At 57.0% G+C, this 26,508-nt stretch carries 26 protein-coding genes and 1 pseudogene; 17 read left to right on the top strand and 10 right to left on the bottom strand.

The features are described from left to right. The first annotated feature begins 2 nt into the window (after positions 1–2). Together FFH90_RS07770 and FFH90_RS07765 are read left to right on the top strand one after the other, a co-directional pair. Positions 3–752 carry a hypothetical protein gene (locus FFH90_RS07770; protein WP_138866944.1) on the top strand — a complete coding sequence of 250 codons (750 nt, stop codon included), beginning with the start codon at positions 3–5 and terminating at the stop codon, positions 750–752. A 43-nt stretch (positions 753–795) separates the two neighbouring features. After that, a pseudogene (locus FFH90_RS07765) lies at positions 796–1,259 on the top strand (Bro-N domain-containing protein). A gap of 163 nt (positions 1,260–1,422) precedes the next feature. Here the strand turns inward: FFH90_RS07765 and FFH90_RS07760 are convergent. Further along, the gene (locus FFH90_RS07760) at positions 1,423–3,102 is read right to left on the bottom strand and encodes a hypothetical protein (RefSeq protein WP_138866943.1); all 1,680 of its coding nucleotides are present in this window, start codon (positions 3,100–3,102) and stop codon (positions 1,423–1,425) included. A 293-nt stretch (positions 3,103–3,395) separates the two neighbouring features. On the opposite strand from FFH90_RS07760, the gene FFH90_RS07755 reads away from it, so the two are divergent. Next, positions 3,396–4,385, top strand: coding sequence for a hypothetical protein (locus tag FFH90_RS07755; RefSeq protein ID WP_138866942.1), 990 nt, complete (start codon positions 3,396–3,398; stop codon positions 4,383–4,385). A gap of 7 nt (positions 4,386–4,392) precedes the next feature. On the opposite strand, the gene FFH90_RS07750 is transcribed toward FFH90_RS07755, so the two are convergent. Beyond that, on the bottom strand, positions 4,393–5,568 hold the full coding sequence (locus tag FFH90_RS07750; protein WP_111454794.1) for a hypothetical protein: 1,176 nt from the start codon (positions 5,566–5,568) through the stop codon (positions 4,393–4,395). A 100-nt stretch (positions 5,569–5,668) separates the two neighbouring features. After that, positions 5,669–6,487: a sulfite exporter TauE/SafE family protein gene (locus tag FFH90_RS07745; RefSeq protein ID WP_138866941.1), complete on the bottom strand. Its 819-nt coding sequence runs from the start codon at positions 6,485–6,487 to the stop codon at positions 5,669–5,671. Positions 6,488–6,599: 112 nt separating this feature from the next. Here FFH90_RS07745 and FFH90_RS07740 point away from each other — a divergent pair, with 112 nt between their 5' ends. Next, on the top strand, positions 6,600–7,367 hold the full coding sequence (locus FFH90_RS07740) for a helix-turn-helix domain-containing protein (protein ID WP_138866940.1): 768 nt from the start codon (positions 6,600–6,602) through the stop codon (positions 7,365–7,367). A 51-nt stretch (positions 7,368–7,418) separates the two neighbouring features. Here FFH90_RS07740 and bglX read toward each other — a convergent pair whose 3' ends face one another. Further along, entirely contained in the window at positions 7,419–9,782 is a 2,364-nt protein-coding gene (gene bglX, locus FFH90_RS07735) for a beta-glucosidase BglX (RefSeq protein ID WP_111454791.1), read from the bottom strand. A gap of 254 nt (positions 9,783–10,036) precedes the next feature. Here bglX and FFH90_RS07730 point away from each other — a divergent pair, with 254 nt between their 5' ends. Next, on the top strand, positions 10,037–10,354 hold the full coding sequence (locus tag FFH90_RS07730) for a helix-turn-helix domain-containing protein (protein WP_018926408.1): 318 nt from the start codon (positions 10,037–10,039) through the stop codon (positions 10,352–10,354). A gap of 11 nt (positions 10,355–10,365) precedes the next feature. Then, positions 10,366–10,560: an XRE family transcriptional regulator gene (locus FFH90_RS07725; protein WP_138866939.1), complete on the top strand. Its 195-nt coding sequence runs from the start codon at positions 10,366–10,368 to the stop codon at positions 10,558–10,560. A 44-nt stretch (positions 10,561–10,604) separates the two neighbouring features. Here the strand turns inward: FFH90_RS07725 and FFH90_RS07720 are convergent, their stop codons facing one another. Beyond that, positions 10,605–11,663, bottom strand: coding sequence for an MBL fold metallo-hydrolase (locus FFH90_RS07720; RefSeq protein WP_026286448.1), 1,059 nt, complete (start codon positions 11,661–11,663; stop codon positions 10,605–10,607). A gap of 215 nt (positions 11,664–11,878) precedes the next feature. Between FFH90_RS07720 and FFH90_RS07715 the strand changes: the two genes are divergently transcribed. Further along, complete coding sequence (locus FFH90_RS07715; RefSeq protein ID WP_018926411.1) at positions 11,879–12,487, top strand: TetR/AcrR family transcriptional regulator; 609 nt, start codon at positions 11,879–11,881, stop codon at positions 12,485–12,487. A gap of 141 nt (positions 12,488–12,628) precedes the next feature. Beyond that, the gene (locus FFH90_RS07710) at positions 12,629–13,174 is read left to right on the top strand and encodes a DUF1003 domain-containing protein (protein WP_018926412.1); all 546 of its coding nucleotides are present in this window, start codon (positions 12,629–12,631) and stop codon (positions 13,172–13,174) included. Here FFH90_RS07710 and FFH90_RS07705 read toward each other — a convergent pair. Continuing rightward, positions 13,149–14,108 carry a LysR family transcriptional regulator gene (locus FFH90_RS07705; protein WP_138866938.1) on the bottom strand — a complete coding sequence of 320 codons (960 nt, stop codon included), beginning with the start codon at positions 14,106–14,108 and terminating at the stop codon, positions 13,149–13,151. The genes FFH90_RS07710 and FFH90_RS07705 overlap by 26 nt on opposite strands. A 15-nt stretch (positions 14,109–14,123) precedes the next feature. On the opposite strand from FFH90_RS07705, the gene FFH90_RS07700 reads away from it, so the two are divergent. Both FFH90_RS07700 and FFH90_RS07695 read left to right on the top strand, forming a co-directional pair. Further along, the gene (locus FFH90_RS07700) at positions 14,124–14,831 is read left to right on the top strand and encodes a CTP synthase (RefSeq protein WP_138866937.1); all 708 of its coding nucleotides are present in this window, start codon (positions 14,124–14,126) and stop codon (positions 14,829–14,831) included. Then, positions 14,828–15,151, top strand: coding sequence for an antibiotic biosynthesis monooxygenase (locus FFH90_RS07695; RefSeq protein ID WP_111454787.1), 324 nt, complete (start codon positions 14,828–14,830; stop codon positions 15,149–15,151). Before FFH90_RS07700 ends, FFH90_RS07695 begins: the two co-directional genes overlap by 4 nt. Before the next feature lie 72 nt (positions 15,152–15,223). Here the strand turns inward: FFH90_RS07695 and FFH90_RS07690 are convergent, their stop codons facing one another. Further along, positions 15,224–15,550 (bottom strand): DUF2025 family protein, encoded by a 327-nt coding sequence (locus tag FFH90_RS07690; RefSeq protein WP_019581430.1) that lies wholly within the window; start codon positions 15,548–15,550, stop codon positions 15,224–15,226. Positions 15,551–15,786: 236 nt separating this feature from the next. Here FFH90_RS07690 and FFH90_RS07685 point away from each other — a divergent pair, with 236 nt between their 5' ends. The 3 genes from FFH90_RS07685 (at position 15,787) to FFH90_RS07675 (ending at position 18,711) form a co-directional block, all read left to right on the top strand. After that, entirely contained in the window at positions 15,787–16,914 is a 1,128-nt protein-coding gene (locus FFH90_RS07685) for a glycerophosphodiester phosphodiesterase (protein ID WP_138866936.1), read from the top strand. A 172-nt stretch (positions 16,915–17,086) separates the two neighbouring features. Continuing rightward, positions 17,087–17,392: a PepSY domain-containing protein gene (locus FFH90_RS07680; protein ID WP_007934833.1), complete on the top strand. Its 306-nt coding sequence runs from the start codon at positions 17,087–17,089 to the stop codon at positions 17,390–17,392. 158 nt (positions 17,393–17,550) lie between these two features. Beyond that, positions 17,551–18,711, top strand: coding sequence for a GAF domain-containing sensor histidine kinase (locus FFH90_RS07675; RefSeq protein WP_138866935.1), 1,161 nt, complete (start codon positions 17,551–17,553; stop codon positions 18,709–18,711). A gap of 16 nt (positions 18,712–18,727) precedes the next feature. Here FFH90_RS07675 and FFH90_RS07670 read toward each other — a convergent pair whose 3' ends face one another. Continuing rightward, positions 18,728–19,090 (bottom strand): hypothetical protein, encoded by a 363-nt coding sequence (locus FFH90_RS07670; RefSeq protein ID WP_138866934.1) that lies wholly within the window; start codon positions 19,088–19,090, stop codon positions 18,728–18,730. A 294-nt stretch (positions 19,091–19,384) separates the two neighbouring features. Beyond that, positions 19,385–21,010, bottom strand: coding sequence for a methyl-accepting chemotaxis protein (locus FFH90_RS07665; protein ID WP_138866933.1), 1,626 nt, complete (start codon positions 21,008–21,010; stop codon positions 19,385–19,387). A gap of 275 nt (positions 21,011–21,285) precedes the next feature. On the opposite strand from FFH90_RS07665, the gene FFH90_RS07660 reads away from it, so the two are divergent. From FFH90_RS07660 to FFH90_RS07645, 4 genes are all read left to right on the top strand, one after another. Beyond that, positions 21,286–22,308, top strand: a complete 1,023-nt coding sequence (locus FFH90_RS07660; RefSeq protein WP_138866932.1) for a transporter — start codon at positions 21,286–21,288, stop codon at positions 22,306–22,308. Positions 22,309–22,577: 269 nt separating this feature from the next. Then, positions 22,578–24,194 carry an inorganic phosphate transporter gene (locus FFH90_RS07655; RefSeq protein ID WP_138866931.1) on the top strand — a complete coding sequence of 539 codons (1,617 nt, stop codon included), beginning with the start codon at positions 22,578–22,580 and terminating at the stop codon, positions 24,192–24,194. A gap of 204 nt (positions 24,195–24,398) precedes the next feature. Beyond that, a complete protein-coding gene (locus tag FFH90_RS07650; RefSeq protein WP_138866930.1) occupies positions 24,399–25,265 on the top strand; it encodes a hypothetical protein in 867 nt (288 codons plus the stop codon). Further along, positions 25,262–25,984, top strand: a complete 723-nt coding sequence (locus FFH90_RS07645; RefSeq protein ID WP_018926426.1) for a TylF/MycF/NovP-related O-methyltransferase — start codon at positions 25,262–25,264, stop codon at positions 25,982–25,984. The genes FFH90_RS07650 and FFH90_RS07645 overlap by 4 nt, the downstream gene beginning before the upstream one ends. 60 nt (positions 25,985–26,044) lie before the next feature. Here FFH90_RS07645 and FFH90_RS07640 read toward each other — a convergent pair whose 3' ends face one another. Further along, entirely contained in the window at positions 26,045–26,482 is a 438-nt protein-coding gene (locus tag FFH90_RS07640) for a multidrug/biocide efflux PACE transporter (RefSeq protein WP_018926427.1), read from the bottom strand. Positions 26,483–26,508 lie beyond the last annotated feature (26 nt).

Below are 26,508 nucleotides of genomic sequence, written 5' to 3'. Positions count from 1 at the left end.
CCATGACGATCCAAGTCAGGTCATTGAATGAAGTCGGTATTGCCAAGTTCGCTACATGGCTCGGTAACCCTATCGGCGCAGCACCAAAGGAGCTTCTGGAGGACGATACGACTACTGAGGTCATTGATGGTGGATACCATATCGACCTGTTTAGGCAATTTTCAACCAGCTACGAGCTGGGGAAATATCTGGTCGACGAAGTTTTTGTCGGGACAGTAGATCGATTTGCTCTCTTGTCAAACCATGGCATGTGGGCATGGTTGTCATTGTCCCTCATCGAAAGCATCGTGAGCAAAGGCGGAAAAGTCCCCGCGGGAAACCCCTTGGCACCACCACATTACATCATACAGTCTCCACGATTGGCCTACCGCCTGATTGCTCGAACCGCATGGGACTTGGTTAGCCTGCACGAGAAGTCAGCTAAGCTTGCCTTGGGTTCCTCGAAATCGCCATGGGGTGATATGGCCGAACAGATGACGTCGCGCCAAGAAATCTACGCCCATCGAAGTTTTTGGCCGGTAGCCAATTCGCTCTACGCCATGCCTGACGGTTCGGTAAAGACGGGGGCGGTCTCGCAGCGCTCGAAGAAAGCTCGCTGCGACCCGAAGAGCAAAGCCGGGTTGGGTGGCGTCCGTCGCCTACCTTTCACCTTCAAACAATTCGAGCGCACTTACAATTTGCGTCAGATGACCAGCGACCAGATTACGGCCCTGTTGCCAACTGAGTACAACAAGTGGCGTGAGGGTAGCTGATCAAGCTGAAACCGCGTACTCCGGGTGGTGCGCAGTTTCATGCATCGCGCAGGACTGCGCGGTGGCGCTTCTGGTGGAGAATCAAGCCTGGTTCTGCGCCCATGAGCTGGGCCGTTTGATGAGCAAATATCTTGATGGGCGCATGTTACGTAAACTCGACGCCGATCAGCGGCAAATGATGTGCGTGCAAGCCTATGGCAAAGCCGAAGAACGCTTGATGGTAAGTGAGTCCGGTGTGTATGCGCTTCTCGTCTATCATTACTGTCCCGAATACCTACAGCTTCGCGAGTGGCTAACGCATCAGGTTGTGCCTGCGTTGCGTAATGTCCGCCCGTTGCGCTCGGTCGATCGATCGTCCGACGTTGAGCGTTCTGAGTTGGCCGCAGATGTCACTCAGCATGTTGCATTGGCAGGACGCGGGATATGCCTTGCTTGCTGGCGGACGATCCATTCAATCGGCGGGAATCCTGGTGGCCTAAAGCTTCACGATTGCTAAGTGGATTCTAACTTGAGCGAATCCGCTGCTTGAGTTTCAAGCAGCGGACTTTTTATCTAATCAGATGCCGGGCTGCTTTAGTGCCCAACGGCTCCCTCGCTACAGTGAGAAATCTGTATATTGAGTCGGCATAAGGATTGATGCCTCCTGACCAACAAAACCACAATAATTTAATTAATATCCACGCCAGATATCTTCAAAATTTATTTCCACAGAAGAAAACTTAGAAGCATATGGTATGGCGACAGATGGGTAGATCATTCCAACCTCTTCTTTTATGCGAGAATGAAGTTCACTAAGAACACTCCAAGCCGGCCCAACCTCAGTTCTCAATCTGACAAATTGGGGCCAAGTCGCTACCGCGACACTGTTATTTCTCATTTTAAATCCGTAACCTCCAGTACGCGCGACCGATTGAGAAATCGCGAATAAGTAAATTTTTGCGATACCCTGCCCTTTCTTTAGCTTCAACCGAAAACTTTTAGCAACACCTTCACTTCCAAATCGATTCATCCAACTTGTAACTTTATCTCCCCAACCTTCCAATTCTTTAGCAAGGTTACTAGTTTTGCTTCTGAGACTCTTAACGTCATTGGTAAAGTAATCTTGCCATTTCAGCTGAAACAAAGCCAATTCACCGGTCACCGTATCAAATATAGCTCCATCAACGTCAGTCAAAAACACACCATCAATTCTTAAATTTACATTCCCTTTAATCAGCTCATACCTATTACCACCAAAAATAGAGTAAAGATGCATCCTCTGCCAATCTTCTCGATGCTTAGCAAGAACATTCTCAGTTCGAGAGTTTCGCCATTGAAACAACTTTATTAGCGATGCGAAAGGATTACCGCCAACACACCAAACGGGTCTAATTATCCATTCATTCCCTAACCCAATAAGTAGAGGCAAAAAAGATGTTGTATTGTCTTTAAGACAGCCAACATCCTCGGGAGAAAACGTAATGCCATCGATGACTCTAGCCACGACTTCTCCGTCAAGCCGGGACAAAATTTCAACAGTTTCTATCAGCTCTATCTTTGACGTCCATATAGTCAAACCTTGTTCAATTAGGATCTCCGGGTGTTTTTCTATAGCAACCCCTAAAAAACTCATGTGCTTCAAATGCAAACTTAGAACAGCCGCAACTACAACACTTAACTCATACCCAGTACCGAAATCTAGTTTTACAGAAGGATGGATGCCAGCCTCATCGCGCCATGTTATAACCATTTCTAACGCAACAGAGAAAAAATGAGCATCTGTTTCTGGAATTGCATCATATGCCATCATTACTCCAAAACCAGAGTCCCAAGGCCTCACAAGGGGAAACATCAACTCTCTTATATTCTCTGATCGCATCGCCTTCAGCTCGGGCATAACGACCTTACCATGGAACGCGCCAAGTTCTTTCGGCAAATCATCCATATCAGGAAACTCCATGAGACTCCATCCATTATAAGACTCCCCGATCCTTCCCTCGAAACTTAAATTAAGCTCACTTAGAAACTCATACTCAAGATTATCCATAACTTGTGCATCAGACACATCCACCCTTCTAAATATATATCCTCCATCAACAACCTCTCCTTCTAGCATCCCCGAACCTAACATATCAGCGACGCGCCGCAGAAGCACACACCTTCCATATTTATGCAAGACCGACAACGCATCCGCCCTTGTTTTATTAGTACTTTCAAACATTGGAAAACCGGGCTTGGACAGCTTTGAGTAATAATACTCCGTTGCTAAATTCCACCTCCATCCAATCATGGTAAAAATCGGCCCAGGCAATTGCTTTTCTTTCGGCAAGCTTTGATTAACAGTAGTCCAATATCCTAAAACACGCGTCATTTCAAAAAAAAAATAGATGCTTAATTAATGGATCTTGAGGAGTAACACTAAGAACCTCAGCAAGCTCTTTATCAGCCAAATCCAATACAAAATCTTTCATTCATCCCTCTCAAAATTCGAAGCCAATTTCAATCCAGCTCTAATTACAACGACAATCCAAAAAATCATTTAAAAAACAAATCAGACAAAACCCTCGCCAGACAGACTAAACCTTCAGTAACCCTAGCCCCTCTCGTAAGAATCTACCGCAGAAGGTATAACAGATTATCTATACTGTCTGACCCGAGCCCGCCATGAAATTCAACCTCGTCTATTGCCTCAGCCTCGACGACAAATTGTCGATCTATGACGTGCGCGATTTGAATTTCGACGAGACGATGGAGTTCGATTCCGCCAAGGAGCAGTTCCAGTGCCCCAACGATGCCTGCCGTTTGGCGTTCGATGCGGCCAACGTGTTGGGGACGTTCAACGCCAAGAATGTGAATTACGTGCGTACGCCGCACTTCAAGAACATGCCCAGCACGCGGCATGTGGCGGATTGTCCTTATGTCAGTCTGAAGACGCCGGCGTCGGGTCTGGAGGCGGACGGGGCGGAATCGGATGACGGTCGGGAGGAGCATTTCCCGTCAGAGTTGTTGCTGACTCGGCGTGAGTATGTGCGTAAGCCCGCGAGCCCGGCAGTGGCGGCGGATGTTTTGCGCGATGCCCCGACTCTCACTTCAGCGAGCAGTAACGTCGAGCAGCCAAGCCGGGAGTCGGCGCCGGACAAGACCAGTGTCTTCGCCCACCCGGTGGAGTGTTTTGTGTCGAACTTCGCGGACAAGGAGCTGCTCAAGCGCATGCCGCTGAAGATTGGCGAGCACACGGCGCCTTATGGGTCGTTCTTCAAGAAGATCGAGTACCTGCAGGACAACAAGGGGCTGATTTACTGGGGCAAGATCAAGGAGATCAAGGATTACACCCAGAGCTTTCGCATCGATTTCGAACAGAAGGTCTGGTTCAAGCAAGCGGACGAGGCGAAGAAGAAGCCTTATTCGGTGAACGTTTATCTGAGCAAGAAGCTGATCGACAACTACCGCAAGCGCAAAGCGTTTCTGGAAGAGATCAAGCACGCCGTCGACAGTGATGCCGAGTTGTACTGCTTCTTTTATGGCGTGACGCCGGAGTTGAAGCAGGTGCCGAGCAAGAAAAACCCCGAACAGACGTTCGGGGTGTTCAGTGCCAACATCGAGAACCTGGATCACTTCATCATTCGTGAAGCGCCGGGGTTGGCGGATCAGTGACTTCGCCTCAGGGCAGTTGCAGCGCTACGCCGCCGGGATGTTGTTTGATGAGGCTGTAGGGCAGGACGCCCCAGCCAATGTTTCGGCAGACGGCAGACACGTGAGGGAAAGACGGCTCTAACTTGATGCCTTTTTCGGTGAAGTACCAATCCGGATAGTGCCAAGGGTAGTCGTCGTTGTAGCCGCAGTCGTTCTCCCCTTCAGCCGTTGTCGTCATTTCCTTGGGATATAGCTTAAGCAGTTGCGCCACCAGCCAAGGCGCCAGCTCCTTGGACCGGTAGTCGTAATAGACAGCGGATGACTCGGATGAAGATTCATCGTAGTCGTAGATTTTTTGCTCGAAATGCAGCGGTTTGCCCTGCCCCACCCACAGCACGTCATCAAGCGTCAGGACTTTCCCGGTACGGGTATCAAGATTGAGCGCCTCATTGTACTGATCCGGGTAAGCCCCACCGCAGTAGTACTCGAATGAGATAGTCGCGCTCATGACGGAAGATGTCATCCACAACGGCTGAATCCCCTGATTGTAGTAGCCCTGTTTGCCATCGACGTAGCACCCGAAATGCCCCACCACGCCCTGCCACAGCCGCGCCATCAACTGCTGATTGATACGCTGGCGCGTTTCAGCGGTGTACCCCGAAACCACTTCAAACCCTTCCATTTTTGTCTGTGGCTCGCCCCACCATTGCAGCGTGTACCCCATGAACGTTTCGGTCCGTCCTTGTTTGAGTTTCAGGCCTTGCAGACGCAGATATTCGTATGGCGCCTTGTCATGGAGTCTGACGAGATAGGGCAACGTTTCGGCGGACACTGGCGGGAGTTTGGCTTGCTGTAATTCGACCTTGAGGACTTTGCCTTGTGGACTGGTCCATTCGCCGGACCAACCGTCGGGCTTGGGATGCAAGCGAATTTGCGGGACAGTTTTACCCTCATCGTCAGCCTGGCTGCCCTCGTCGAGTATCAGGGTTTCGCCTTCTCTATTTCCGGTGAGTACTAGATCACTGCGATACTTTTGGTAAAAGTACCGCCCCTCACTGCCGTTGGCGTTCACCTCAAGCACAATCGGCGATTTGCCCACAGTTCCGGTGTAAACCTGAGTGCCATTTTCAGCCCACAGCGCGGTAGAAAAAGTTGAACACACCAACACGACAATGCCGGTCAGACGAAACAGTCCTTTGAACATCAAAACATCCTTGAGTGAATCGAGCGCTGCTCGCGAGAAGTTGTCGCGGATTATGGCGAAGCAACGTCCGAGAATCGATGGAAAGCTACGCCGATAACACTCAACCCAGACACATGCTAAGCATCACCACTACCAGCAAACCAATATAAACCCGCGCATGCACCCGATCCGGTATCCGCCCGATCCACGGCGTGGCCAGCCGAATCCCCACCAGCGACCCAACCGTCAGCACCGCAAACGCCAGCACGTCCACATAGCCGACAAACCACGCCCCCAGATCAAACTCGGTAAACCCCGCCATCGCCATATAGGTCAGCGTTCCGGCCACCGCAACCGGAAGACTCAATGGATTAGCCATGGATGTGGCTTGCGACATGCTGAGGCCACAGCGTCTTAGCAACGGCACGGTCATGACGCTGCCACCCACCCCAAGAAAGGTGGCGATAGCGCCAATTCCCACACCGCCGCCAGACACTTCTGCCCCGCCCAATCGCCGTGGGATTTCGATGTAGGACTGTGTAAGAAAACCGCGTCTGAACAAGCAGTCCAGAATGGTCACGCCCAGGTAAACGATGAAGGCAGAACGGATCAGCTCACCACTCGCCCACATCGCGGCCGCAGCTCCGACGATCGCGCCCAAGCCGATGAACCCGCCCAACGGCCACAGGTAATGGCGAATGAGATTGCCCGCGTGGTGATGTTTTCTGGTGGCGATTAGCGCATTGACGATCATCACGCAGGTCGAGGTGGCTACGGCAATGTGCATCGCCGCTTGGCCGATGGGGTCGTCGATGCCGTGGCTGGCCGTGAGCATGCGGTACAGCAAGGGCACGACGACAAATCCGCCGCCGAAGCCGAACAGCACGGCGGTGACGCCGGTCATGCAGCCGAAGAGTGCCAGCAAGAGGTAGAAGAACATCGCGCATCGTCCGTGGGTTGAGAGTGGCCGACGATAGAGCGACGGGGCTTGGCCTGCTTCAGCAAGTCAGCCAATAATGTTTGCGTTTACGCCAACCACTGGGTGCCGCTCGATGCGCAATGTTTCGATTGATCTGCTGGACGACACGCCAAGGCCGGTGGTGGCCATCGGTACGGATTATCCCGACGGTCATCGGTTGCCGCGCCATACCCATCGACGGGCGCAGTTGTTGTATGGCGCCACGGGGGTGATGCAGGTGAGCACGCTGGACGGCAATTGGGTGGTGCCGCCGCAGCGGGCGGTGTGGATTCCGCCGGGGGTGGCGCATGAGGTGTTGATGCTGGGGGTGAGCACTCGCAGTGTGTACATCGAACCGGGGGCGGTTGATCTGGGCAGCCGTTGCCAGGTGATCAGTGTTTCGCCGTTGCTGCGCCATTTGTTGATGGAGGCGGTGGAGGTTGCACTGGAGTACGACGAGGCCGGGCGCGATGGGGCGTTGATCGACTTGTTGCTGCACGAACTGGCGCGCAGTGCTCACCTGCCGTTGCATATTCCGTTGCCTGTGGATTCGCGGTTGCTCGGGTTGTGTCAGAGGTTTCTCCGGCAACCGAACGCTCACCAATCGCCGCAGCAATGGGCCGATGAGTTGCATATCAGCCTGCGTACGTTCAATCGTCTGTTCCGCCAACAAACCGGGCTGAGTTTCAGCCAATGGCGGCAGCGGGCCTGCGTGGTGCTGGCCTTGGCGCGGCTGGCGGTGGACACGCCGGTGACGCGCATTGCCCTGGATTTTGGTTATGAAAGCCCGGCGGCGTTCTCGACCATGTTCCGTCGGGTGCTGGGACAGGCCCCGTCCGTTTGGTTGGAGGGGACGAAATGACCACTAAAGCCATCCGCGAAGAATGCACCGCGGTTTCTCAGGTATTACGCATCATCGTTCTTCGTGGGCAAGTCGGATCGCCGCACCGCTCGCGTCTACAGGTTCTGCACTGGGCGGATGATTGTCTTGAGTGGCTTGTTCTGACAGCAATTCAAAGCTCTGCTCCTTCACATCCTGGGAATCCAGGCCGATTTGCACCCGGAACTCACCCGGCTCGGCGACGTATTCCAGTTGGGCATTGAAGAACTTCAAGTCGTTCTCGTTAATGCTGAAGTGGACTGCTCTCTCCTCGCCGGCCTTGAGCATGATTTTTTGAAAGTTTTTCAGTTCTTTGACCGGCCGGGCGACGGAGGCAACGACATCGCGGATATACAGCTGAACCACCGTTTCGCCGTCACGCTGGCCGGTATTTTTCACCATGATGCTGGCGACGAGGTTGTCGGTCTTGTTCAGTGTGGTCGAAGACAGGGCCATGTCGGTCAGGCTGAAATCGGTATAGCTCAGCCCATAGCCGAAGGGGTAAAGCGGCCCATAGGATTGATCGAAATATTGCGACGTGTAGTTGCGAAGCGCACCCGGCAGATACGGACGGCCGGTGTTCAGGTGGCTGTAGTAATTGGGGATCTGCCCCACGGAACGTGGAAAGGTGATGGGTAATTTGCCGGACGGGTTGTAGTCACCGAACAATACATCCGCAACGGCGTTGCCTCCCTCGGTACCGCTGTACCAGGTTTCCAGAATCGCATCGGCCTGTTTCTGCTCCTTGCCGATCGACAACGGCCGACCGTTCATCAATACCAGTACCAGCGGCTTGCCGGTGGCTTTCAGGGCGGTGATCAATTCACTCTGGCGCCCCGGCAGATCGAGGCTGGTTCGACTGGCCGCTTCATGGGACATGCTGCGGGGCTCGCCCACCACGGCGATGACAACATCGGCTTGCTGTGCAACCTTGACTGCTTCGTCAATCATTTCTTCTGCCGGGCGAGGGTCGTTGGCGATTTCAGACACGCCCTGGTATTCCAGGTATTTAACAACCTCCTGATCCTCCTCGAGATTGGCGCCTCGGGCATAGATCAGCGAGCCCTGGCTCATCGCGCTTTTCAGCCCGTCGTAGATCGTCACCGATTGCGCGGGCACACCACTTGCAGACCAACTGCCCATGATGTCGACGGTACTTTTTGCCAACGGGCCGATGAGCGCGATCGTGCTCTCTTTTTTCAGCGGCAAGAGCCCGTTTTCATTCTTCAACAGCACCAGTGTCTTGCGTGCCACTTCACGGGCCTGCGCTCTGTGCAGATGGTTTTCGGCGTTGTTATCAGCAGCGCTTTCACTGGCAGCGCCGAGGCGCCGGTAAGGGTCCTCGAATAGCCCCATGTCGTACTTGGCACCCAGTACTTCCCGCACCGCGTCATCAATATCGCTCTGGGAAATGGCGCCAGACTCAAGCAGCCCTGGCAACTCCGGCCCATAGGAGGAGTCGTTCATGCTCATATCAATGCCGGCCCTGATGGCGAGCCTGGCCGCGTCGCGAGGATTCCTCGCAACACCGTGCTGAACCAGATCGGTGACCCCGTTATGGTCGCTGATGACCAGTCCCTTGAAGCCCCACGCTTTGCGGAGCAGATCCTGCATCAACCATTTATTGGCCGCCGCCGGCACACCATTTATCGAGTTAAGCGCCGCCATGACGGCTCCCGCGCCACCCTCGATTGCCGAACGATAAGGTGGCAGGTAGTCCTGGTACATTCGGGTCAGGCCCATGTCGACGCTGTTGTAGTCGCGCCCTCCTTCGACAGCCCCATACAACGCAAAGTGCTTGGCGCTGGACATGATGCTGTCGGGCGCGTTCAGGCTCTGGCCCTGGTAGGCCTGGACCATCACTCTGGCAATGCGCGAAACCAGATAGGTGTCTTCACCGAAGCCTTCGGATGTGCGCCCCCAGCGAGGATCACGGGCGACATCGATCATCGGGGCGAAGGTCATATCGATACCGTCCGCACTGGCTTCTTTCGCCGCCGTTCGACCGCTCAACTCGATGGCGTCCATATCCCAACTGGAGGCCAGGGCCAGGCCGATGGGGAAAATGGTTCGATGACCGTGTATCACGTCCCAACCGAAAAACATCGGTATCTTCAGGCGGCTTTGTTGAGCCGCGTCCTGCATGGGGCGGTTTACATAACGGCTCACAGAGCCATACGTCCCCCCGATTCGCCCGGCAGTGATCTCCTGGCAGATTTTTTCGGGCGTCATCTTGTCATCGATAGCGATCAGCCGCAGTTGGCCGACTTTTTCGTCGAGGGTCATCTGATTGATGAGGTTGGTGACAAAGGCATCTTTGTTTGGCGATACCGTATCGGCCAGGACCGGCAGAGTTGTAAAGCTGATCAGGGCACATAGCAGACGTAGTCTTTTCATGATTCCCTTCCCCGCGTAACGCTGTGGCGCACTGCGTTTGAAACGCCACCTTTCCGGCATTGAAGATCAGAAGGCTGACGTTCAATCATTTGGAGCTTTCAGGAAACCGCCTAGAGACAGCGTAGTCGGTCCAACGCCCCTGCCTGAGCGAAAAAAGAGAATCGATCAAAAAATGAGTTTGATCCGGGCGCAAAACAACTGTACAAAAACACAGTACATTTTCGAATCGCCACGCTCGATCCCCGGAGAAAACCATGGCCTCTCTTGCAATGAAAATCACCCTGGAACGCATCGCCCTCTTCCAGTTCACCCCCGCCCACTGCGCCCAGGCCCGAGCGATGCTGGGTTGGAGTGTGGAAGAGTTGTCCGAGGAATCCGGGGTTTCCGTTGACGCCATCCAGCGATTCGAGGCGCAACGTAATGTGCTGGATGTCACGCGGCTGGCGTTGGCGTATCGGTTTGAATCGCAAGGCCTGGTGTTCTTCCCGGGGTTTGCACCGGGCCGAGGGATGAATGTGAAAGGGTCCACACCGAACCCGGTGGGGCGGGCGGATTATGCGATGGTTGAGTGAGGTTGCAGCAGATGCGGGCCAAAGCCGAACACGTTATGAAAATAGGCATGCTCCTCGAAACCGGTCGGCTGAGTCAGGCTGAGGCGGCCCATAGGCTTGGATTGTCTGAGGAGGAACTGAACGAAATACTCCGTGGAGAATTTTGCGATCTGACCGTGGCAAAAATCTCGGAATATACAAAGCCGTTACTGGACGAACGCAGCTGAAAAGTCCGGGGCGCTTGCACCGCAAGCGCCCCGGCAGCACAACATCAAGCGTTCTGCACGGTCGCCTGATCGCTTACATCTTCCACACCCAACCACCACGCGCCACCACGCTGCGGATACATCACGTTGAACGCCTCGCCCATTTGCGGCGTGGTGATCGACACGTTCCGTTCCCAGGCCAGCGCCAGAATACGGTCGAAAGGTTCGTACCAGGCGTGCATCGACAGGTCGAAGGTGCCGTTGTGGATCGGCAGCAACCAGCGCCCTTTAAGGTCGATGTGCGCTTGCAGGGTTTGCTCGGGCTGCATGTGCACGTGAGGCCACTCGACGTTGTAGGCGCCGGTTTCCATAAGGGTCAGGTCGAATGGGCCGTACTGCTCGCCGATGCGTTTGAAGCCGTCGAAGTAGCCGCTGTCGCCACTGAAGAAGATCCGCGTGTCACCGTCGATCATCACCCACGATGCCCACAGGGTGCTGTTACCGTCGAACAGCCCGCGACCGGAAAAGTGCTGCGAAGGTGTGGCTACGAATTGAAGGCCATCGACCTCGGTGCCCTGCCACCAATCCAGTTGGCGCACTTTGCTGGCGTCGATGCCCCACTTGATCAGGGTGTCCCCCACGCCCAGGGGCGTGAGGAAGTAGCGGGTCTTGTCCGCCAGTTTGAGTACGGCCTGATAATCGAGGTGGTCGTAGTGATCGTGGGACAGGATCACCGCTTCAATCGGCGGCAGGTCTTCGAGGCTGATCGGCGGCTGGTGGAAACGCTTGGGGCCGGCCCATTGCACGGGCGAGGCGCGTTCGGCGAAGACCGGGTCGGTGATCCAGAACTTGTCCTGCAGCTTGAGCAGAAGTGTGGAATGGCCCAGGCGATAGACGCTGTGGTTAGGCGCGGCAATCAACGCCGCCTGGGTCAGGGTTTGCACCGGAACGGGGGCCGACGGCCGGGTGTCGTGCGGTTTGTTGAAGATGAAGTTCCACAGGATGCGCAAGGTTTTGCGAAAGCCTTCGCGCTGCACCGGCACATGGTTTCGGTACTGCCCTTGAGCCTGTCGGGACGCTTCAGGCGTTGAAGCGTTGTTCGCTGGGGAAGTTGAAGTGTCCATGACTGAATGACTCCAGAAAAACCGCACAATCGACGATTTTCCGCTTGGGACGATAAATGGCCAAGGCATGCACGCATCAGCCGAAGATTCAATTTCTCACGGTGCAGGATTAACACAACATTACACTGCACAGTGTAGTTTCTAGGTTGCATCAAAGCCGATCACAAGTAAACTACCAAGTGTAATTCTCCACTTTTTCCTGCCGAAGCGTACTTATGACAGCTCCACAGCGCCTCACCGACCGAAAACGCGAAGCCATCATCCAGGCAGCGATTGCCGAATTCCGTACCCACGGTTTCGATATCACCAGCATGGACAAGATCGCCGCCACCGCCGGCGTGTCGAAGCGCACGGTGTACAACCACTTCCCGAGCAAGGAAGAGTTGTTTGCCGAAATCCTCAATCAGTTATGGACCCGAGTAACGGCCGAACAGGAAACGGCCTACCGCCACGACCTGCCCCTGCGCGATCAGCTGCGCCTGATGTTGCAGGCGAAATTGCAGATGCTGGCCGATGACAATTTTCTCGACCTGGCGCGGGTGGCGATTGCCGCCACCATCCACTCTCCCGAGCGTGCGCAGAACATGGTTGCCCGAATGGGTGAGCGCGAAGAAAGTTTGACCGTGTGGATTCGTGCCGCCCAAGCCGATGGCCGCTTGAAACAGGTCGCGCCTGAGTTCGCTGCGCAACAGATCCACGGGTTGCTCAAGTCCTTTGCCTTCTGGCCGCAGATTTCCATGGGCCAAACGGGCCTGTCGCCCGAGATGCAGCACACCGTGGTGGAATCTGCGCTGGACATGTTCCTGGCGTGCTATGAGTGCTGAACCGAGCTGCAAAAAATGACAACGTCCGCCACTTTATCGCTGTTCGATCGCTCTGAATAAAAACACCGAAATGTGTTTCTGAATGAGACTGGCGCTGGAGCTATAGTGAGCCTCAGTCCCATCCCCTCTTCAGAGAGCATCATGAGCACTCCGACCCACGAAACCGAAACCGAAATCACCGGCCCCGTCGATCATCTGCGCTTCCATCGCCCTCACGCGCACCTGGCACCTACTTTCGGTACCGACCGTTTTGCCCTGCGCGCCGAGGCTTTTGCGCGGTTCTTTGGCACGCCGACCTTCCTTGGCGCCCAGACCTTGGTGGTGGTGATCTGGATTTGCCTGAACCTGTCCGGCGTAACCCAATTCGATGTGTACCCCTTCATCCTGCTCAACCTGGCGTTCAGCCTGCAAGCGGCCTACGCCGCGCCGCTGATTCTGCTGGCCCAGACGCGTCAGGCGGCGCGGGACAAAGCCCAGTCCGAAGCCGATGCGCGACATCGTGAAGCCTTGGCCATCGCCAACAGTGAACGTCAGGCCCAGGCCGCGCGGAACACTGCGCAACTGAAGGAGTTGCTGGAGCAAAACACCCGGCTCACCGAAATCACCAAGACCCTGACTGAGCGCATCGAAAGCCTGACCTCGGAAATGCATCAACACTTCATCAGCAAGGAGCCACCGAAGGTTTGATCCGGAGCGCCCGCCCCAACTCGTCGAACAACGTCACCACCGAGCGCAATGCGCGGCAGTCCGGGCGGGTCAGCAGCCACAGCGCGGTGTCGTAACCGTGCAGGGGCTCGGTCAACGGTTGCAGTTCTTCACCGATCAAAAAGTCCGGCAACGCCGCGATGCCCAGTCCGGCCCGCACCAACTCGGTCACCGACAACATGCTGTTGCAGCGATAACCGGGTGTAACGCCAGGCAACTGCTGGCGCCGCCAGGCGACGGTGGGGTGATCGGGAAGAAAGTCGTCCGGGGCGATCCAGGTCAATGAGGCCAGGTCGTGGGATTCGACCGATTGCAGATAGGCCGCGCTGGCACAGACCCGGTAGGAAATGTCTGCCAATCGCCGGCCAACCAGATGCTCGGGCGGGGTACGGGTCAACCGCAAGGCGATGTCGGCGTCGCGGCGGCTGAGGTTGGCGAAGTCGTTGGAGGTGCAGAGTTCAATAGTCAGTGCCGGGTAAGACGGCATGAACCGCGCCAGTGCCGGTAACAGCAGACTTTGCAGGACCGAATCGGTGCAGGTCAGGCGCACGGTGCCGCTGATGATTTCTCCGCCCTGCTCCACGCCAATGCGCGCCGCCTCCAGTGCTTGTTCGGCGCGTTCAGCCTGCTCGGCCAGGGTCTGAGCCAACGTGGTAGGCAGGTAACCGGTGCGGCTCTTTTCGAACAGTTGCTCGCCCAGCGCGGCTTCGAGTCGACGGACCGCGCGAAACACCGTCGAAACGTCGACCTTCAACAACGCCGAAGCCCGGGCCAGAGAGCCGCCGCGCACCAAAGCGAGGATCAGCGACAGGTCGGGATAGTCCAGCCGATAGTGCGTCGATGCATTGATCACTTGGGATAACGCCAATATTGATTGCGTGAACGCCAATCTATAGTCGGTGCCAGAAATCAACAAGCGTCGAGATCACTCATGGAAACCAACGCCATCCGCATTGCCCTGATCGGTGACTACGATCCACACGTCACCGCCCATCAAGCCATCCCCGTTGCCCTCGGCATGGCCGCCGAACACACCGGCATGAACCTGCAGTTTGAATGGCTGGCCACCGACCGCATCACCGCCGATACGCCACTGGATGACTACGATGGTTTCTGGTGCGTGCCCGCCAGCCCATATCGCGACATGGATGGCGCGCTACGGGCGATCCGCTTTGCCCGGGAACAACAACGGCCGTTCCTCGGCACGTGCGGCGGTTTTCAGCACGCGGTACTGGAATTCGCCCGCAACGTATTGGGCTGGGAAGATGCCGAACACGGCGAGACTTCGCCCGACGCGACACGGGCGTTGCTCACGCCGCTGGCCTGTGCGCTGGTGGAAGCCGTCGACAGCATTCATTTGGTTGAAGGCTCGTTGATCGCCAAGGCGTACGAAAATGCGGAGATTCGTGAAGGCTATCACTGCCGTTACGGTGTTAATCCCGAGTTTGAACGGCAGCTACTGACGCGACAGTTGCACGCGGTTGGCCACGATTCGGCGGGGGATCTGCGGGCAGTGGAGCTGAAGGATCATCCATTCTTTGTCGCAACGCTGTTCCAACCGGAACGCGCCGCGCTCAAAGGCCTGCTGCCGCCATTGGTCAAGGCGTTGATCGAGGCCTGTGTGAGGCAAAAATCATGATCGCCCAGACACCTGCAGCACCTTACTACGCAGTGATTTTCACCTCGCTGCGCACCGAAGGCGACCAGGGTTACGAACAGGCCGCCGAACGCATGGTGGAACTGGCCCGTGAGCAACCTGGCTTCCTGGGCGTGGAATCGGCCCGGGGCGCGGATGGGCTCGGGATTACGGTGTCCTACTGGGCCAGCGAAGCGGCGATCCTGGCCTGGAAGCATCACCCCGAGCACAGCGCGATTCGTGAACGCGGGCGATCGACCTGGTATTCGGCGTGTCATACGCGGGTGTGCAAGGTTGAGCGGGCCTATGGGTTCAAACAGTAAATGATGCGGCGTTCTGGAGGCCGTCTTCGCGGGCTTGTCCGCGAAGACGCCAGAACAGCCACCGCAAAACCCTCACCCCCGCACCAAACTCCTCACCGCCGTGATCTGCGGCACGTCTTGTCGATTCATGTACACCCGCAACGGTTCGGTGATGTTGATCCGGTCGTCGATGTTCTGGTCCAGCAGCAACTGAATCAGTTCGCGCTTGAGCGTCATGGTCTGCTCGGGGCCGGGTGCCCAGACGAACTCACTGGTAGGGATGATGCCGTCGTCGGCCACGTCCATGCCGAAAGCGTCTTCACTGAAGCGCACGATGTACTGGCCGGTTTTGCGATTGAGGCCGACGAAGCCTTTGAGTTGGTCGGCGGCCTGGCAAATGAGCTGGGAAGTGATGCGCATGGTAAACCTCACAAAAGGTCGCTAAGGACCGGTGATCGATGGTTTACACGCAGGGCAAGTGAACGGGTTTCCCTCTGCCGGGGAAACTGCAGGTGTGAAGATTACTGCAAAGAGCCGCACAAAAGCGTCGAAGAAATCTTCTTTAAACACGTTTATGTCGGTCTGGTGATAGCACAAGCGGCGCTCAGTTGTTAAAAGATACGTCTTTGAAAACTCATCGCAAAAGGACTTCGACCATGCCTGTCTCCTTCACCAAAAGCGCCCTGCTGCTGAGCCTGATGCTCGGCCTCGGCCAGGCACAGGCCACCAGCGAGCCAAGCCCCAGCGCACTGGCAACCCGCCTGGGCATTCCGCACCCGGCGGTGATCGCCCACCGTGGCGCCTCTTTCGATGCACCGGAATCCACCGCCGCAGCCTACAAACTGGCTCGCGACCTGGGTGCCGACTACCTGGAAATGGACCTGCAACGCAGCAAGGATGGTGTGCTGTTCGCCCTACACGACAACAACCTGCAACGCACCACCGACGTCGCTACCAAATTCCCTGAGCGCAAGGACAGCCCGGCCAACAAATTCACCATCGCCGAACTGAAAACCCTGGATGCCGGCAGCTGGTTCAACACGGCGTACCCGGATCGCGCGCGTCCTGGCTACGTGGGTCTGAAGATCCTGACCCTGGACGAAATCATCGACATCGCCCAAGGCAATCCACTGCACAAGCCTGGCCTGTACATCGAAACCAAGGAGCCAAAGCAGTTTCCCGGCATCGAACGCGATCTCAAGGATAAATTGCAGGACCGTGGCTGGCTGAGCCCGACGGGTTCCAAACTGGCAAAAAGTAATCTGGCGGTCGGCCAGGGGAAAGGCAAAGTCGTGCTGCAAACCTTCGAGAAGAGCAGCCTCGAACTGCTCGAGAAGGAAATGCCGCAAGTGCCGAAAATCCTGCTGTTGTGGGTCGGCGAAGGCAGCATCGAGCCGAAATCCAAAGTGACGTTCGCTGAGTCCGGAGACAAGGACAAGGCGACTTACTACGCCAAACAGGAACCGAAAGACAAAGCCGAATTCCAGCAATGGGTCGAGTACGCCAAGGCCCAGGGCGCTATCGGCACCGGGCCTTCTGCCGCGCTGACCAAGGGCGGCGATCAGAGCTATTCAGACCTGGTGAAACCGTGGATGAACCAGTTCACCCACGATCAGGGCATGCTGGTGCACGTCTACACCATCGACGATGCCGTGGATTATCAGAAAGTGATGGATGCCGGTGTCGATGGCATCTTCACCAATCGCGCCAGCGAACTGCTGAAGTTCTATAAGCGCCCGGCGGCGGCGAGCGTTGCGCAGTTGTTGCAGAACAACGGGTACTGATTGGCGCCAGGCACTGCACCGCGTCGTCCCCATCGCGGGCAAGCCACGCTCCCACAAGGTCTGCGCAAAACCTGTGAGAGCGTGGTTGCCCGCGATTGTTTTTTTAAGGGTGAATTAAGTTGCGCTGTTTAACCTGATCCCACTTAAACAGCTCCTCCAAGGAAAGAACTTGATGAAAACCTTAACTGCCCTGTTCACCGCTGCTGCCCTGACCCTCACCGCAGGCCTGGCCCAAGCTGATGTTCGCGTCGACCAGATCCCCGAGTTGGTCAAAAGCGGCAAGATCAAACCCCTGGAAGAAATGAACCAGGCCGCGCTGAAGTTGCATCCGGGCGCCACGATTACCGATACCGACCTGGATAACCACTTCAACGGTTACGAATATGAAGTGGAACTGCGTCTGGCTGACAACACCGAATGGGACGTGGACTTCGATGCCGCCACTGGCAAGGTCCTGAGCAACAAACAAGACAAGTGATTCAACGGCAAAAAGCCGCACGATCTTCGGGTTGTGCGGCTTTTTTGCGTTCGGCGTAAGGCAAATCGCTGAAGTAATGAACGAAGTCGCGCCCTTTTGCGCAGGCCCGCTAGAATCCCTCAACACCACTCAGCATGTTGAAGCAGAGAACCACGGATATGGGGCAAACAGCGGCAGCAGACATCGCCACGATCGGCCGGATCAGCGCGGTGCCGGCGGTTCTTCAGGTGATCAGTGAGCTGACCGGGTTGCGGTTCGCCGCGGTGGCCCGCGTCATCGACAACACCTGGATCGCCTGCGCGGTGCTCGATCGACTGGGTTTCGGCGTGCAAGTGGGCGATGAACTGCAGCTGGTCTCCACGCTGAGCGACGAAATTCGCCAGGGCCAGCACTCGGTGGTCATCGACAAGGTCAGTGAAGACCCGCTCAGCCGCGATCATCCCTTCGAAAGCTACATTGCGGTGCCGATACTTCGCACCGACGGGCGCTTCTTTGGCACCCTCTGCGCCCTCGATCCTGATCCCGCGCCGCTCAGGTCCAGCACGATACAGAGCACCATGGAATCCTTCGCCCGGATGCTCGCGCTGCAGATCGAGGCCGAAGAAAACCTGCAACGGACCGAAGCGGCGCCGATCAAGGAACATAAAACCACCGAACTGCGCGAACAGTTCATCGCCGTGCTCGGCCATGACCTGCGCAACCCCTTGTTCGCCATCAGCGCTGGCGCCGAAATGCTCCTGCGCAAACTCAAAGACCCGCCAAATGAGCAACGGGTTCGGCATATCCTCACCAGCGCCCGGCGTGCAACCAAACTGGTCGACGATGTGCTGGACTTCGCGCGCGGGTCATTGGGTCGCGGCATCCCGGTGAATATCGAGCCGTGCCCGGATTTGGGGGATGTACTGCGGCATGTGATCGCCGAGATCCAGAGCATTCACCCCAAGCGCATTATTCAGTCGTCGATTGGCGACCTGAGCGACATTCATTGCGATCGCGAACGGGTCGCGCAGTTGCTGTCCAACCTGCTGGCGAATGCCGTTGTCCACGGCGATCCCGACGGCCCGGTCGAGGTCAGTGCGCAGGTCAACGAAGGGCACTTCATATTGAGCGTGAAAAACCACGGGCTGATTGCCGAGGATGCGCTGCAGCATCTGTTCCAGCCCTACTCGCGACCGACCGGCGGAACACCGCAGGCCGGCCTCGGGTTGGGGTTGTACATTGCCAATCAGATTGCGCTGGCCCATGGGGGGCAGCTTGATGTGAAATCGACGCAGTCCCATGGAACGGCGTTCATATTCACGCTGCCTTTGACGCGGTGACGACAGCCTCAATGTCTTAGACCGCGTTAGCGTGACTCACGGACGATTGGCTGTTAAACATCTCGACCTTGGCACGGAAAGAACTTGAGGTGGAGGTCGATCCATCCAGATGCTTGATCGTGTAGTAAGCCTCCGCAGCGACAGCCACCTGACTCAGCGCTCCTTTGTCCAAAGGAATGTGTATGGGAAAGAAATCACCTTGTCGATATTTGTGATAAGCAACCTCCACGTCGCCAAACTTCACGAAGATTTCTTCGCCTTCTACAAAATCTTCCCGTGCCGGAATGATTACTTTCGGAATCACTGGGTCTGCTTCATCAACGAAAAAAATGATCGACTGTCCACCGACAACAGTCATAGGGTTCAATGTTTCGGTCATCGCAATGCTCCTTGTGAAAGTATTGGCACAGGTTCAGTTTGAGTAGGCGCGCCAAGGGATATCTAGCGCCGCGAGAAAAAAACTGTCTACTGTCAGAAATAACAGGTACCGCTGAAATCGGGCGTCTTGGTTGCAAGTACCCGATCAACGGCACACCGACCTTAACAAGGTGTACAGCTGTAATGCTTAGGGATCAGGCCGAGGTGCTGACCACCGAATCCGCCGTACTGCCACCTTCATCCTGCAACGCCTGTGTACCGACTCGGTAACCGATTCGGTACACAGCCCATTTCACTAGGCGCTCAACCGCGCCGTCACCTCATTCAATTGCCCCGACAGCCCATGCAGGTTGTGGCTGGCCGCTTCGGTGCGCTGCACGTTGTCCAGGTTGGTGCTGGCGATGCTGGTGATTTCGGTGAGGTTGCGCGAGATGTCTTCGGCCACTGAAGTCTGTTCTTCTGCGGCGGTGGCGATCTGGCGGTTCATGTCGCGAATGGCTTCCACGGCATGGGTGATCCGCTCGAGCATGGCGCCGGTCTGGGTCACTTGCTCGACGCTTTGCTCGCTGCGCGACTGGCCGCTTTCGATGGCCTGGGCCGCGTCCACCGCACCGGTTTGCACGGTTTGAATGATCTGGTTGATCTCGATGATCGACGCTGCCGTGCGCTGGGCCAGGCTGCGTACTTCATCAGCGACCACCGCAAAACCGCGCCCGGCTTCACCGGCACGGGCCGCTTCGATTGCCGCGTTGAGCGCCAGCAGGTTGGTCTGTTCGGCAATGCCGCGAATCACTTCCAGCACCTTGCCGATGCGCCCGCTGTCTTCTTCCAGACGACGGATGACCGTGGCGGTGTTGGCGATTTCGCCACGCATTTGGGTGATGGTGTGAATGGTGCCCTGCATGACCTTCTCGCCTTGCTGGGCGGACTGATCGGCATCGTCGGCCGCACGTGCCGCTTCGGCGGCGTGGCGCGCGACTTCTTGCGCGGTGGCGGACATTTCGTTCATCGCCGTGGCCACCTGATCGGTGCGATTGAACTGCTCGTTGGTGCCGCTGGCCATAAGGCCGGCAATCGAGTTCAGCTCACCGCTGGCACTGTCCAGGTCCGACGCGCTGCGCTGCAAACGACTGAAGGTTTCGGCGAGGAAATCGCGCAAGGTGTTGGCGGCCCTGGCCAGGTTGCCCAACTCGTCCTGACGGGTGCTGGCCACGCGCTCGGCGAACCGGCCCTGACTGAGTTGCTCCACGTAGTCGATCAGTTTGCGGATCGGCTCCACCAGGTTGCGATTGACCAGCCACAGACTCAACAAACCAATCAGCAGGCCCGACACCAGCATCACCGCGAGCCCCGACAACACCGTCTGATCGGCACTGGCACTGATCAATTTCGATTGTTCGACACTCTGCTTGCGCAGTTCGCCGACCAGTTCATTCATCTGCTCGCTGGCGGCGCGGTCCACGCCCTTGACCGCATTGTCGCCGGCCGCTGGGTCGGCACCGGCCGCCACGTAGGCATCACGGCCCTTCTGATACGCCGCACCTAATACACGATGCTCCTCACGCAGGCGTTCGATGCGGGTCTTGAGTTGCGGCTCCATACCCTTCTGCCCGGCCAGTTCACCAAGGATACCCTGCACATTGCGCTGCCCCTCCTCGAACTGCTTCCAGTATTTGTCCAGGTCCGCGGGTTGCTTGCCGCGCAGCAGGACGTTTTTCCACTCCTGAACCTGCACCTTGAATTGCAGGTTGGCTTCATCGATCAGTTGCGAGGTGTGCAACGGGCCTTCGATCAGGTTCGCGTAGTTCTGAACGCCGTTGGACAAAAAATGAAAGCAGGCCAAAGCGATCAACAACATCGCCAACAGGCTGCCGCTCAACAGGGCGAGAATTTGTGCTCGAAGGGACTTTTGTAAAGACATCGGGAAGTACTCGAAACAGGAATGAGGCACGCGGATGAAGGCGTGAAAAGTATCCGGACATCCCTGTCTGCCACGTTGGCCCTTGGCCGAAGGCGCGCAAACGTAACCCAAGCGTGATCGGCGTTCCAGAGCGGTTCTTGAGGAAAATCCGACCATCGGTATCGCAATCGTTTGCGTACACCTTGCCGTCACAAAACCGTCATGAGCGCTTGCAATGATGAGGCTCAAGTGAACCTGTGAAACCCGCGACAGGCGCCTCCCCGCAGCGAGACTTCATGAACCACAGCATTGATCAACGCCATCGCGATTCCGACCTGTTCGGCCTGCTTTACGGTTTCAGTTTTCGCCCCGGCGAGCGTGGCCGAGAGATCGATTCGGCCAAGGCGTTGCACTGCCTGCAACACCCCCAGGACAGCGACGAGTTTCTCTGGCTGCACCTGAACCTGGCCCATGCGGCGTGCGAGCGCTGGATGAAAAGCCATCTGGAATTGCCCGACGAGTTTTTCGAAGCCTTGCACGAGGGGTCGCGTTCGACGCGCATCGAGCATGTCGATTCGGCGTTGCTGGCGGTGGTCAACGATGTGGTGTTCAACCTCAGTAGCATGGTTTCCTCGGATGTCTCGACGCTGTGGGTCTGCGCTCGCAGTCGGCTGATCATCAGCGCGCGCCTGCAACCGCTGCACTCGGTGGACAAGCTGCGCTCTTCGGTGAAGGCCGGTGAATGTTTTCGCTCACCGCTGGAATTGCTGGTGCATTTGCTGCGTGATCAGGGCGAAGTGCTGACGCAGATCGTGCGCAAGACCAGCCTCAGTGTCGATCAGATCGAAGATGAATTGCTGTCGTCGCGCCTGTCCACCAACCGCGCCGAACTGGGCGCCAACCGCCGGGTGCTGGTGCGCCTGCAACGGTTGCTGGCGCTGGAGCCGGGCTCGTTGCTGCGCCTGCTCAATCGCCCGCCGCAATGGTTGCAGAAGGAGGACGTCAAGGAGTTGCGCAAATCCACCGAGGAGTTTGCGCTGATCATCAACGACCTTACGGCGCTCGGTGAGCGGATCAAGCTGTTGCAGGAAGAAATCGCCGCCAACCTCAACGAACAGAGCAACCGCACGCTGTTCACCCTGACCGTGGTCACGGTGTTGGCGCTGCCGATCAACATCATTGCCGGTTTCTTCGGCATGAACGTCGGCGGGGTGCCGCTTGCCGGGGATCCGGAGGGGTTCTGGATTCTGGTGGCACTGGTGGCGACGTTTACCCTGATTGCCGGGCGCTGGGCGTTTCGTAAGCGGCGCGATTATTAAACCGCCCATCATCACCGATACCTTGTGGCGAGGGAGCTTGCTCCCGCTGGGCTGCGCAGCGGCCCCTATCCGGTTTATTCATTCAAACAGAATTCTCTGGTTTTACGACTGCTTCGCAGCCGAACGGGAGCAAGCTCCCTCGCCACAGGTATTTGCCTGCCTTAGCATCCGGCATCACAAAAAAACCAAACACTGACCCAGCGCAGTCTCACTGTAATATTTAGCAACGATCATGGGCGACACTCCTTCTCTGCTCAGGATTGTCCGGCATGGCTACGCCTTCCTTCACCGCCGCCTCCCAGGCGCCCGCCAGCGGCGCCAGGCCGCAGTTCGATAAAAAACCCGGCCTGCTCACCTTCGTGATGTTCTTTGCCGTGCTGGGCAGCGGGCTGTTGTTCACCGCCTACAGCCTGATGCACGACATGAGCGAACTCGGCACGGTGGTCACCACCTGGACGCCGTTTCTGCTGTTGGGCGTGGCACTGCTGATTGCCTTGGGCTTTGAGTTCGTCAACGGTTTTCACGACACCGCCAACGCCGTGGCGACGGTGATTTACACCCACTCCTTGCCACCGAATTTCGCCGTGGCCTGGTCCGGGTTCTTCAACTTCCTGGGGGTGTTGCTGTCGAGCGGCGCGGTGGCGTTCGGCATCATCGCCCTGCTGCCGGTGGAGCTGATTCTGCAGGTCGGCTCCTCTGCCGGTTTCGCGATGATCTTCGCCCTGTTGATCGCCGCCATTCTGTGGAACCTCGGCACCTGGTGGCTGGGTTTGCCGGCCTCTTCGTCGCACACCCTGATCGGTTCGATCATCGGTGTCGGTGTAGCCAATGCCTTGATGCACGGCCGCGACGGCACCAGTGGCGTGGACTGGGCCCAGGCGACCAAGGTCGGTTACGCGTTGCTGCTGTCGCCGCTGATCGGCTTCGCATTCGCCGCGTTGTTGCTGCTGGCGTTGCGTGTCTTCGTCAAAAATCGCGCACTGTACAAGGCGCCGAAGGGTAATACCCCGCCACCGTGGTGGATTCGCGGCATGTTGATTCTGACCTGCACCGGCGTGTCCTTCGCCCACGGCTCCAACGACGGCCAGAAAGGCATGGGCCTGATCATGCTGATTCTGGTGGGCACGCTGCCGATGGCGTATGCGCTGAACCGCACCATGCCGGCGGATCAGGCCTTGCAATTCGCCGCGGTGGCCGAAGTCACCCAGCAAGCCCTGATGAGAAACACACCACTGCCGATGCCCACCGATCCACGCCCGGTGCTGACCGACTACATGCGCAACAAGGAAGCCACCCCGCAATTGATCCCCGCCCTCGCCGCGCTGGCGGGCCAAATCGGTAACGAAGTGAAGGGTTACGGCTCGCTGTCGAAAGTCCCGGCCGAAGCGATGGGCAACGTGCGCAACGACATGTACCTGACCAGCGAAACCATTCGCCTGATGGACAAGAACAAGGTCGGCAACTTCGACGCCGACACCGCCGGCAAGCTGCAACTGTTCAAGCAACAGATCGACAACGCCACGCGATTCATTCCGCTGTGGGTGAAGATCGCGGTGGCCATCGCCCTGGGACTGGGCACCATGGTCGGCTGGAAACGCATCGTGGTGACGGTCGGCGAGAAAATCGGCAAGACGCACCTGACCTACGCCCAAGGCGCCTCGGCAGAAACCGTGGCGATGCTGACCATCGGCGCCGCCGACATGTTCGGCCTGCCGGTATCGACCACCCACGTGTTGTCTTCAGGCGTGGCCGGGACCATGGTCGCCAACGGTGGCGGCTTGCAGATGAAGACCATCCGCAACCTGCTGATGGCCTGGGTGCTGACCTTGCCGGCGGCGATTGTGCTGTCGGGCAGTTTGTATTGGTTGTTCACCAAGTTTTTCTGAAGCCCCGCATACCCTGTGGGAGCGGGCTTGCCCGCGAAGGCGGACCGACAGTCGACTCATCGTCGAATGTAATACGCCCCTTAAGCATTTCGTCGCAAATTCATGGGATTAATCGTTTATTGATCCCTCTCCCGCCGGATAGCACTTCAGTTTGCTACCGTGTTGCCGACTATTAAGAGACTCGATGTATTCAGGAGGGGAACCGTGAATCTGTATATCAATCAGCTTCAGAAGAAAGCTGACTTCAAAGAAGCCATCTACGCAGGCGACATCTTCCTGAACACTCAGCTACGCACGGCCAAAGAATTGTGTGCGTTTGCCCAAGAAAGCATCACTGCCGCCTTCGACGGCGAGACCAATCACCAGGCGCTGCACACGTTGATGCCGGTGGAAGAATTCGTGGTCCTGGTCACTCGCCTCAAGAGCCAGTTCACTAACAGCCAACGCGCCAAGGACTTGATTCTGGGCTTCATCGATGAAATCGGTGTCGACCCTCGCGAGTACATTTTCGACGTGCCACGAATCCGCGTAGTGCCTAACTTCGACTACCTGCATGCCGGCGTCAGCTATGCCTACAAACCCCATCGCGACACCTGGTACGGCGGCGTCGACTGTCAGATCAACACCTGGATGCCGGTGCATACCATCAGCCCTGACCAGACCATGATGATCAATGGCGGTTATTTCGACCTACCGGTGAAGAACACTTCAAAGGATTGGAGCCTGTCCGACTGGATCAACAACCAGCGTCATCGAGCCAAGGAAAACCTCAAGGAGGAAGTACGGGTACACCCGGTTCCACTGGAAGAGATCAATACTTCTTCGGAAATCCGCGTGGCCGGCAACATGGGCGACATGCTGATTTTTTCCGGTTCTCACCTGCATGGTACGGTTCCCAACTACACGCAACAGACCCGCTTCAGTGTGGACTTCCGCCTGATGCACCTTGACGACCTCAAGCACAAGCGCGGCGCGATCAACGTCGACAGCGCCTGCCCGGACGTCGGTGCAGGGTTCAACGATTATTTCCACGCTCACGACTTTTCGAAATTCCAAGGAATCCAGCAATGACCAAGCGTCGCATTACGCCCGCCGAGGCTCAATACAACGAAACCCGTGCCAATGTCCTGAAACGGGTCGACGCCGAGTATGTGGCCGACGCGCCATTTGTCTTCGCCCACCGCATCGGCGTGACCGCTGCACTGTCGCGCATGGAGCTGTTCAAGAAAGTCGCCGAAATCCCTGGCGCGATCATTGAATGCGGCGTGTACAAGGGCAACTCGCTGATGCTCTACATGCACCTGTCGATGATTCTGGAACCCTACGCGATCAACCGGTCGATCATCGGCTTCGACACCTTCGAAGGCTTCCAGAGTATCGACAAGAAAGAAGACCCGGCGGACGTCAACGAGACCATGTTCTCCGACACCGACCAGTCGCTGATCCAGGACATGATCGACGCCAACGACCTGTTGCGCCCGGTCAACCGTATCCCGCGCTGCGAGCTGGTCAAAGGCGACATCGTCAAGACTGTGCCGGAGTGGGTCCAGACGCGTCCGGACCTGGTGGTGGCGATGCTGATCCTCGACACCGACCTGTACGAGTCGACCAAAGTCGCTCTGGAAACCTTCCTGCCGTACATGCCAAAAGGCGCGATCGTAGTGCTCGACGAAGTCGCCTATCGCAACTTCCCCGGCGAAACCAAAGCCCTGCGCGAAGTGCTCGACCTGAACAAGATCGAACTCAAGCGCCTGCCGTTCGATTCGTGCGTGGGCTACTTCCACGTTTGATGCACAAGTTCCTGTAAACAAAGATCAAAAGATCGCAGCCGAAGGCTGCGATCTTTGCTTTTACCCTTCCAACGCCCTGCGCACCATCAACCGCTCACGCACCACGTCGTAACCCCAGTGGTACACGTAGGTGTACGGCAGGAAAAACAGCAGCACGCCGATGTCCAGCAGGAACGCCTGCCACAGGCTGATCTTCAGCCACCAGGCAATCAACGGCACCCCAAACGCCACCAGCCCGCCTTCGAACAACAGCGCATGCACCACGCGGATCCAAGCGTTACGCACAATGGCGAAGCGCTTGAGCATGCGGTCGAACAGGCCGTTGAAGACCACGTTCCAGGCCAGGGCAAGGGCTGCAATCGCCATGGTTGCCACGCCCATTTCCAACATGGGTTTGTCCATGATCCAGGCCAGCAGCGGAGTACAGATCAATATCGCCAGCAGCTCGAAACCGATGGCCTGGAAGATGCGTTCAGTGATGGATTTGTTGGCGTTCATGGCCAGACTCCCTGAGTGACTGTGGT

This window comes from Pseudomonas sp. ATCC 43928 (genome assembly GCF_005938665.2).
In the GTDB taxonomy this organism is placed as follows: domain Bacteria; phylum Pseudomonadota; class Gammaproteobacteria; order Pseudomonadales; family Pseudomonadaceae; genus Aquipseudomonas.
Note: the sequence above shows the minus strand (reverse complement) of the source record. Positions and strands in the feature narration are given on the sequence as shown.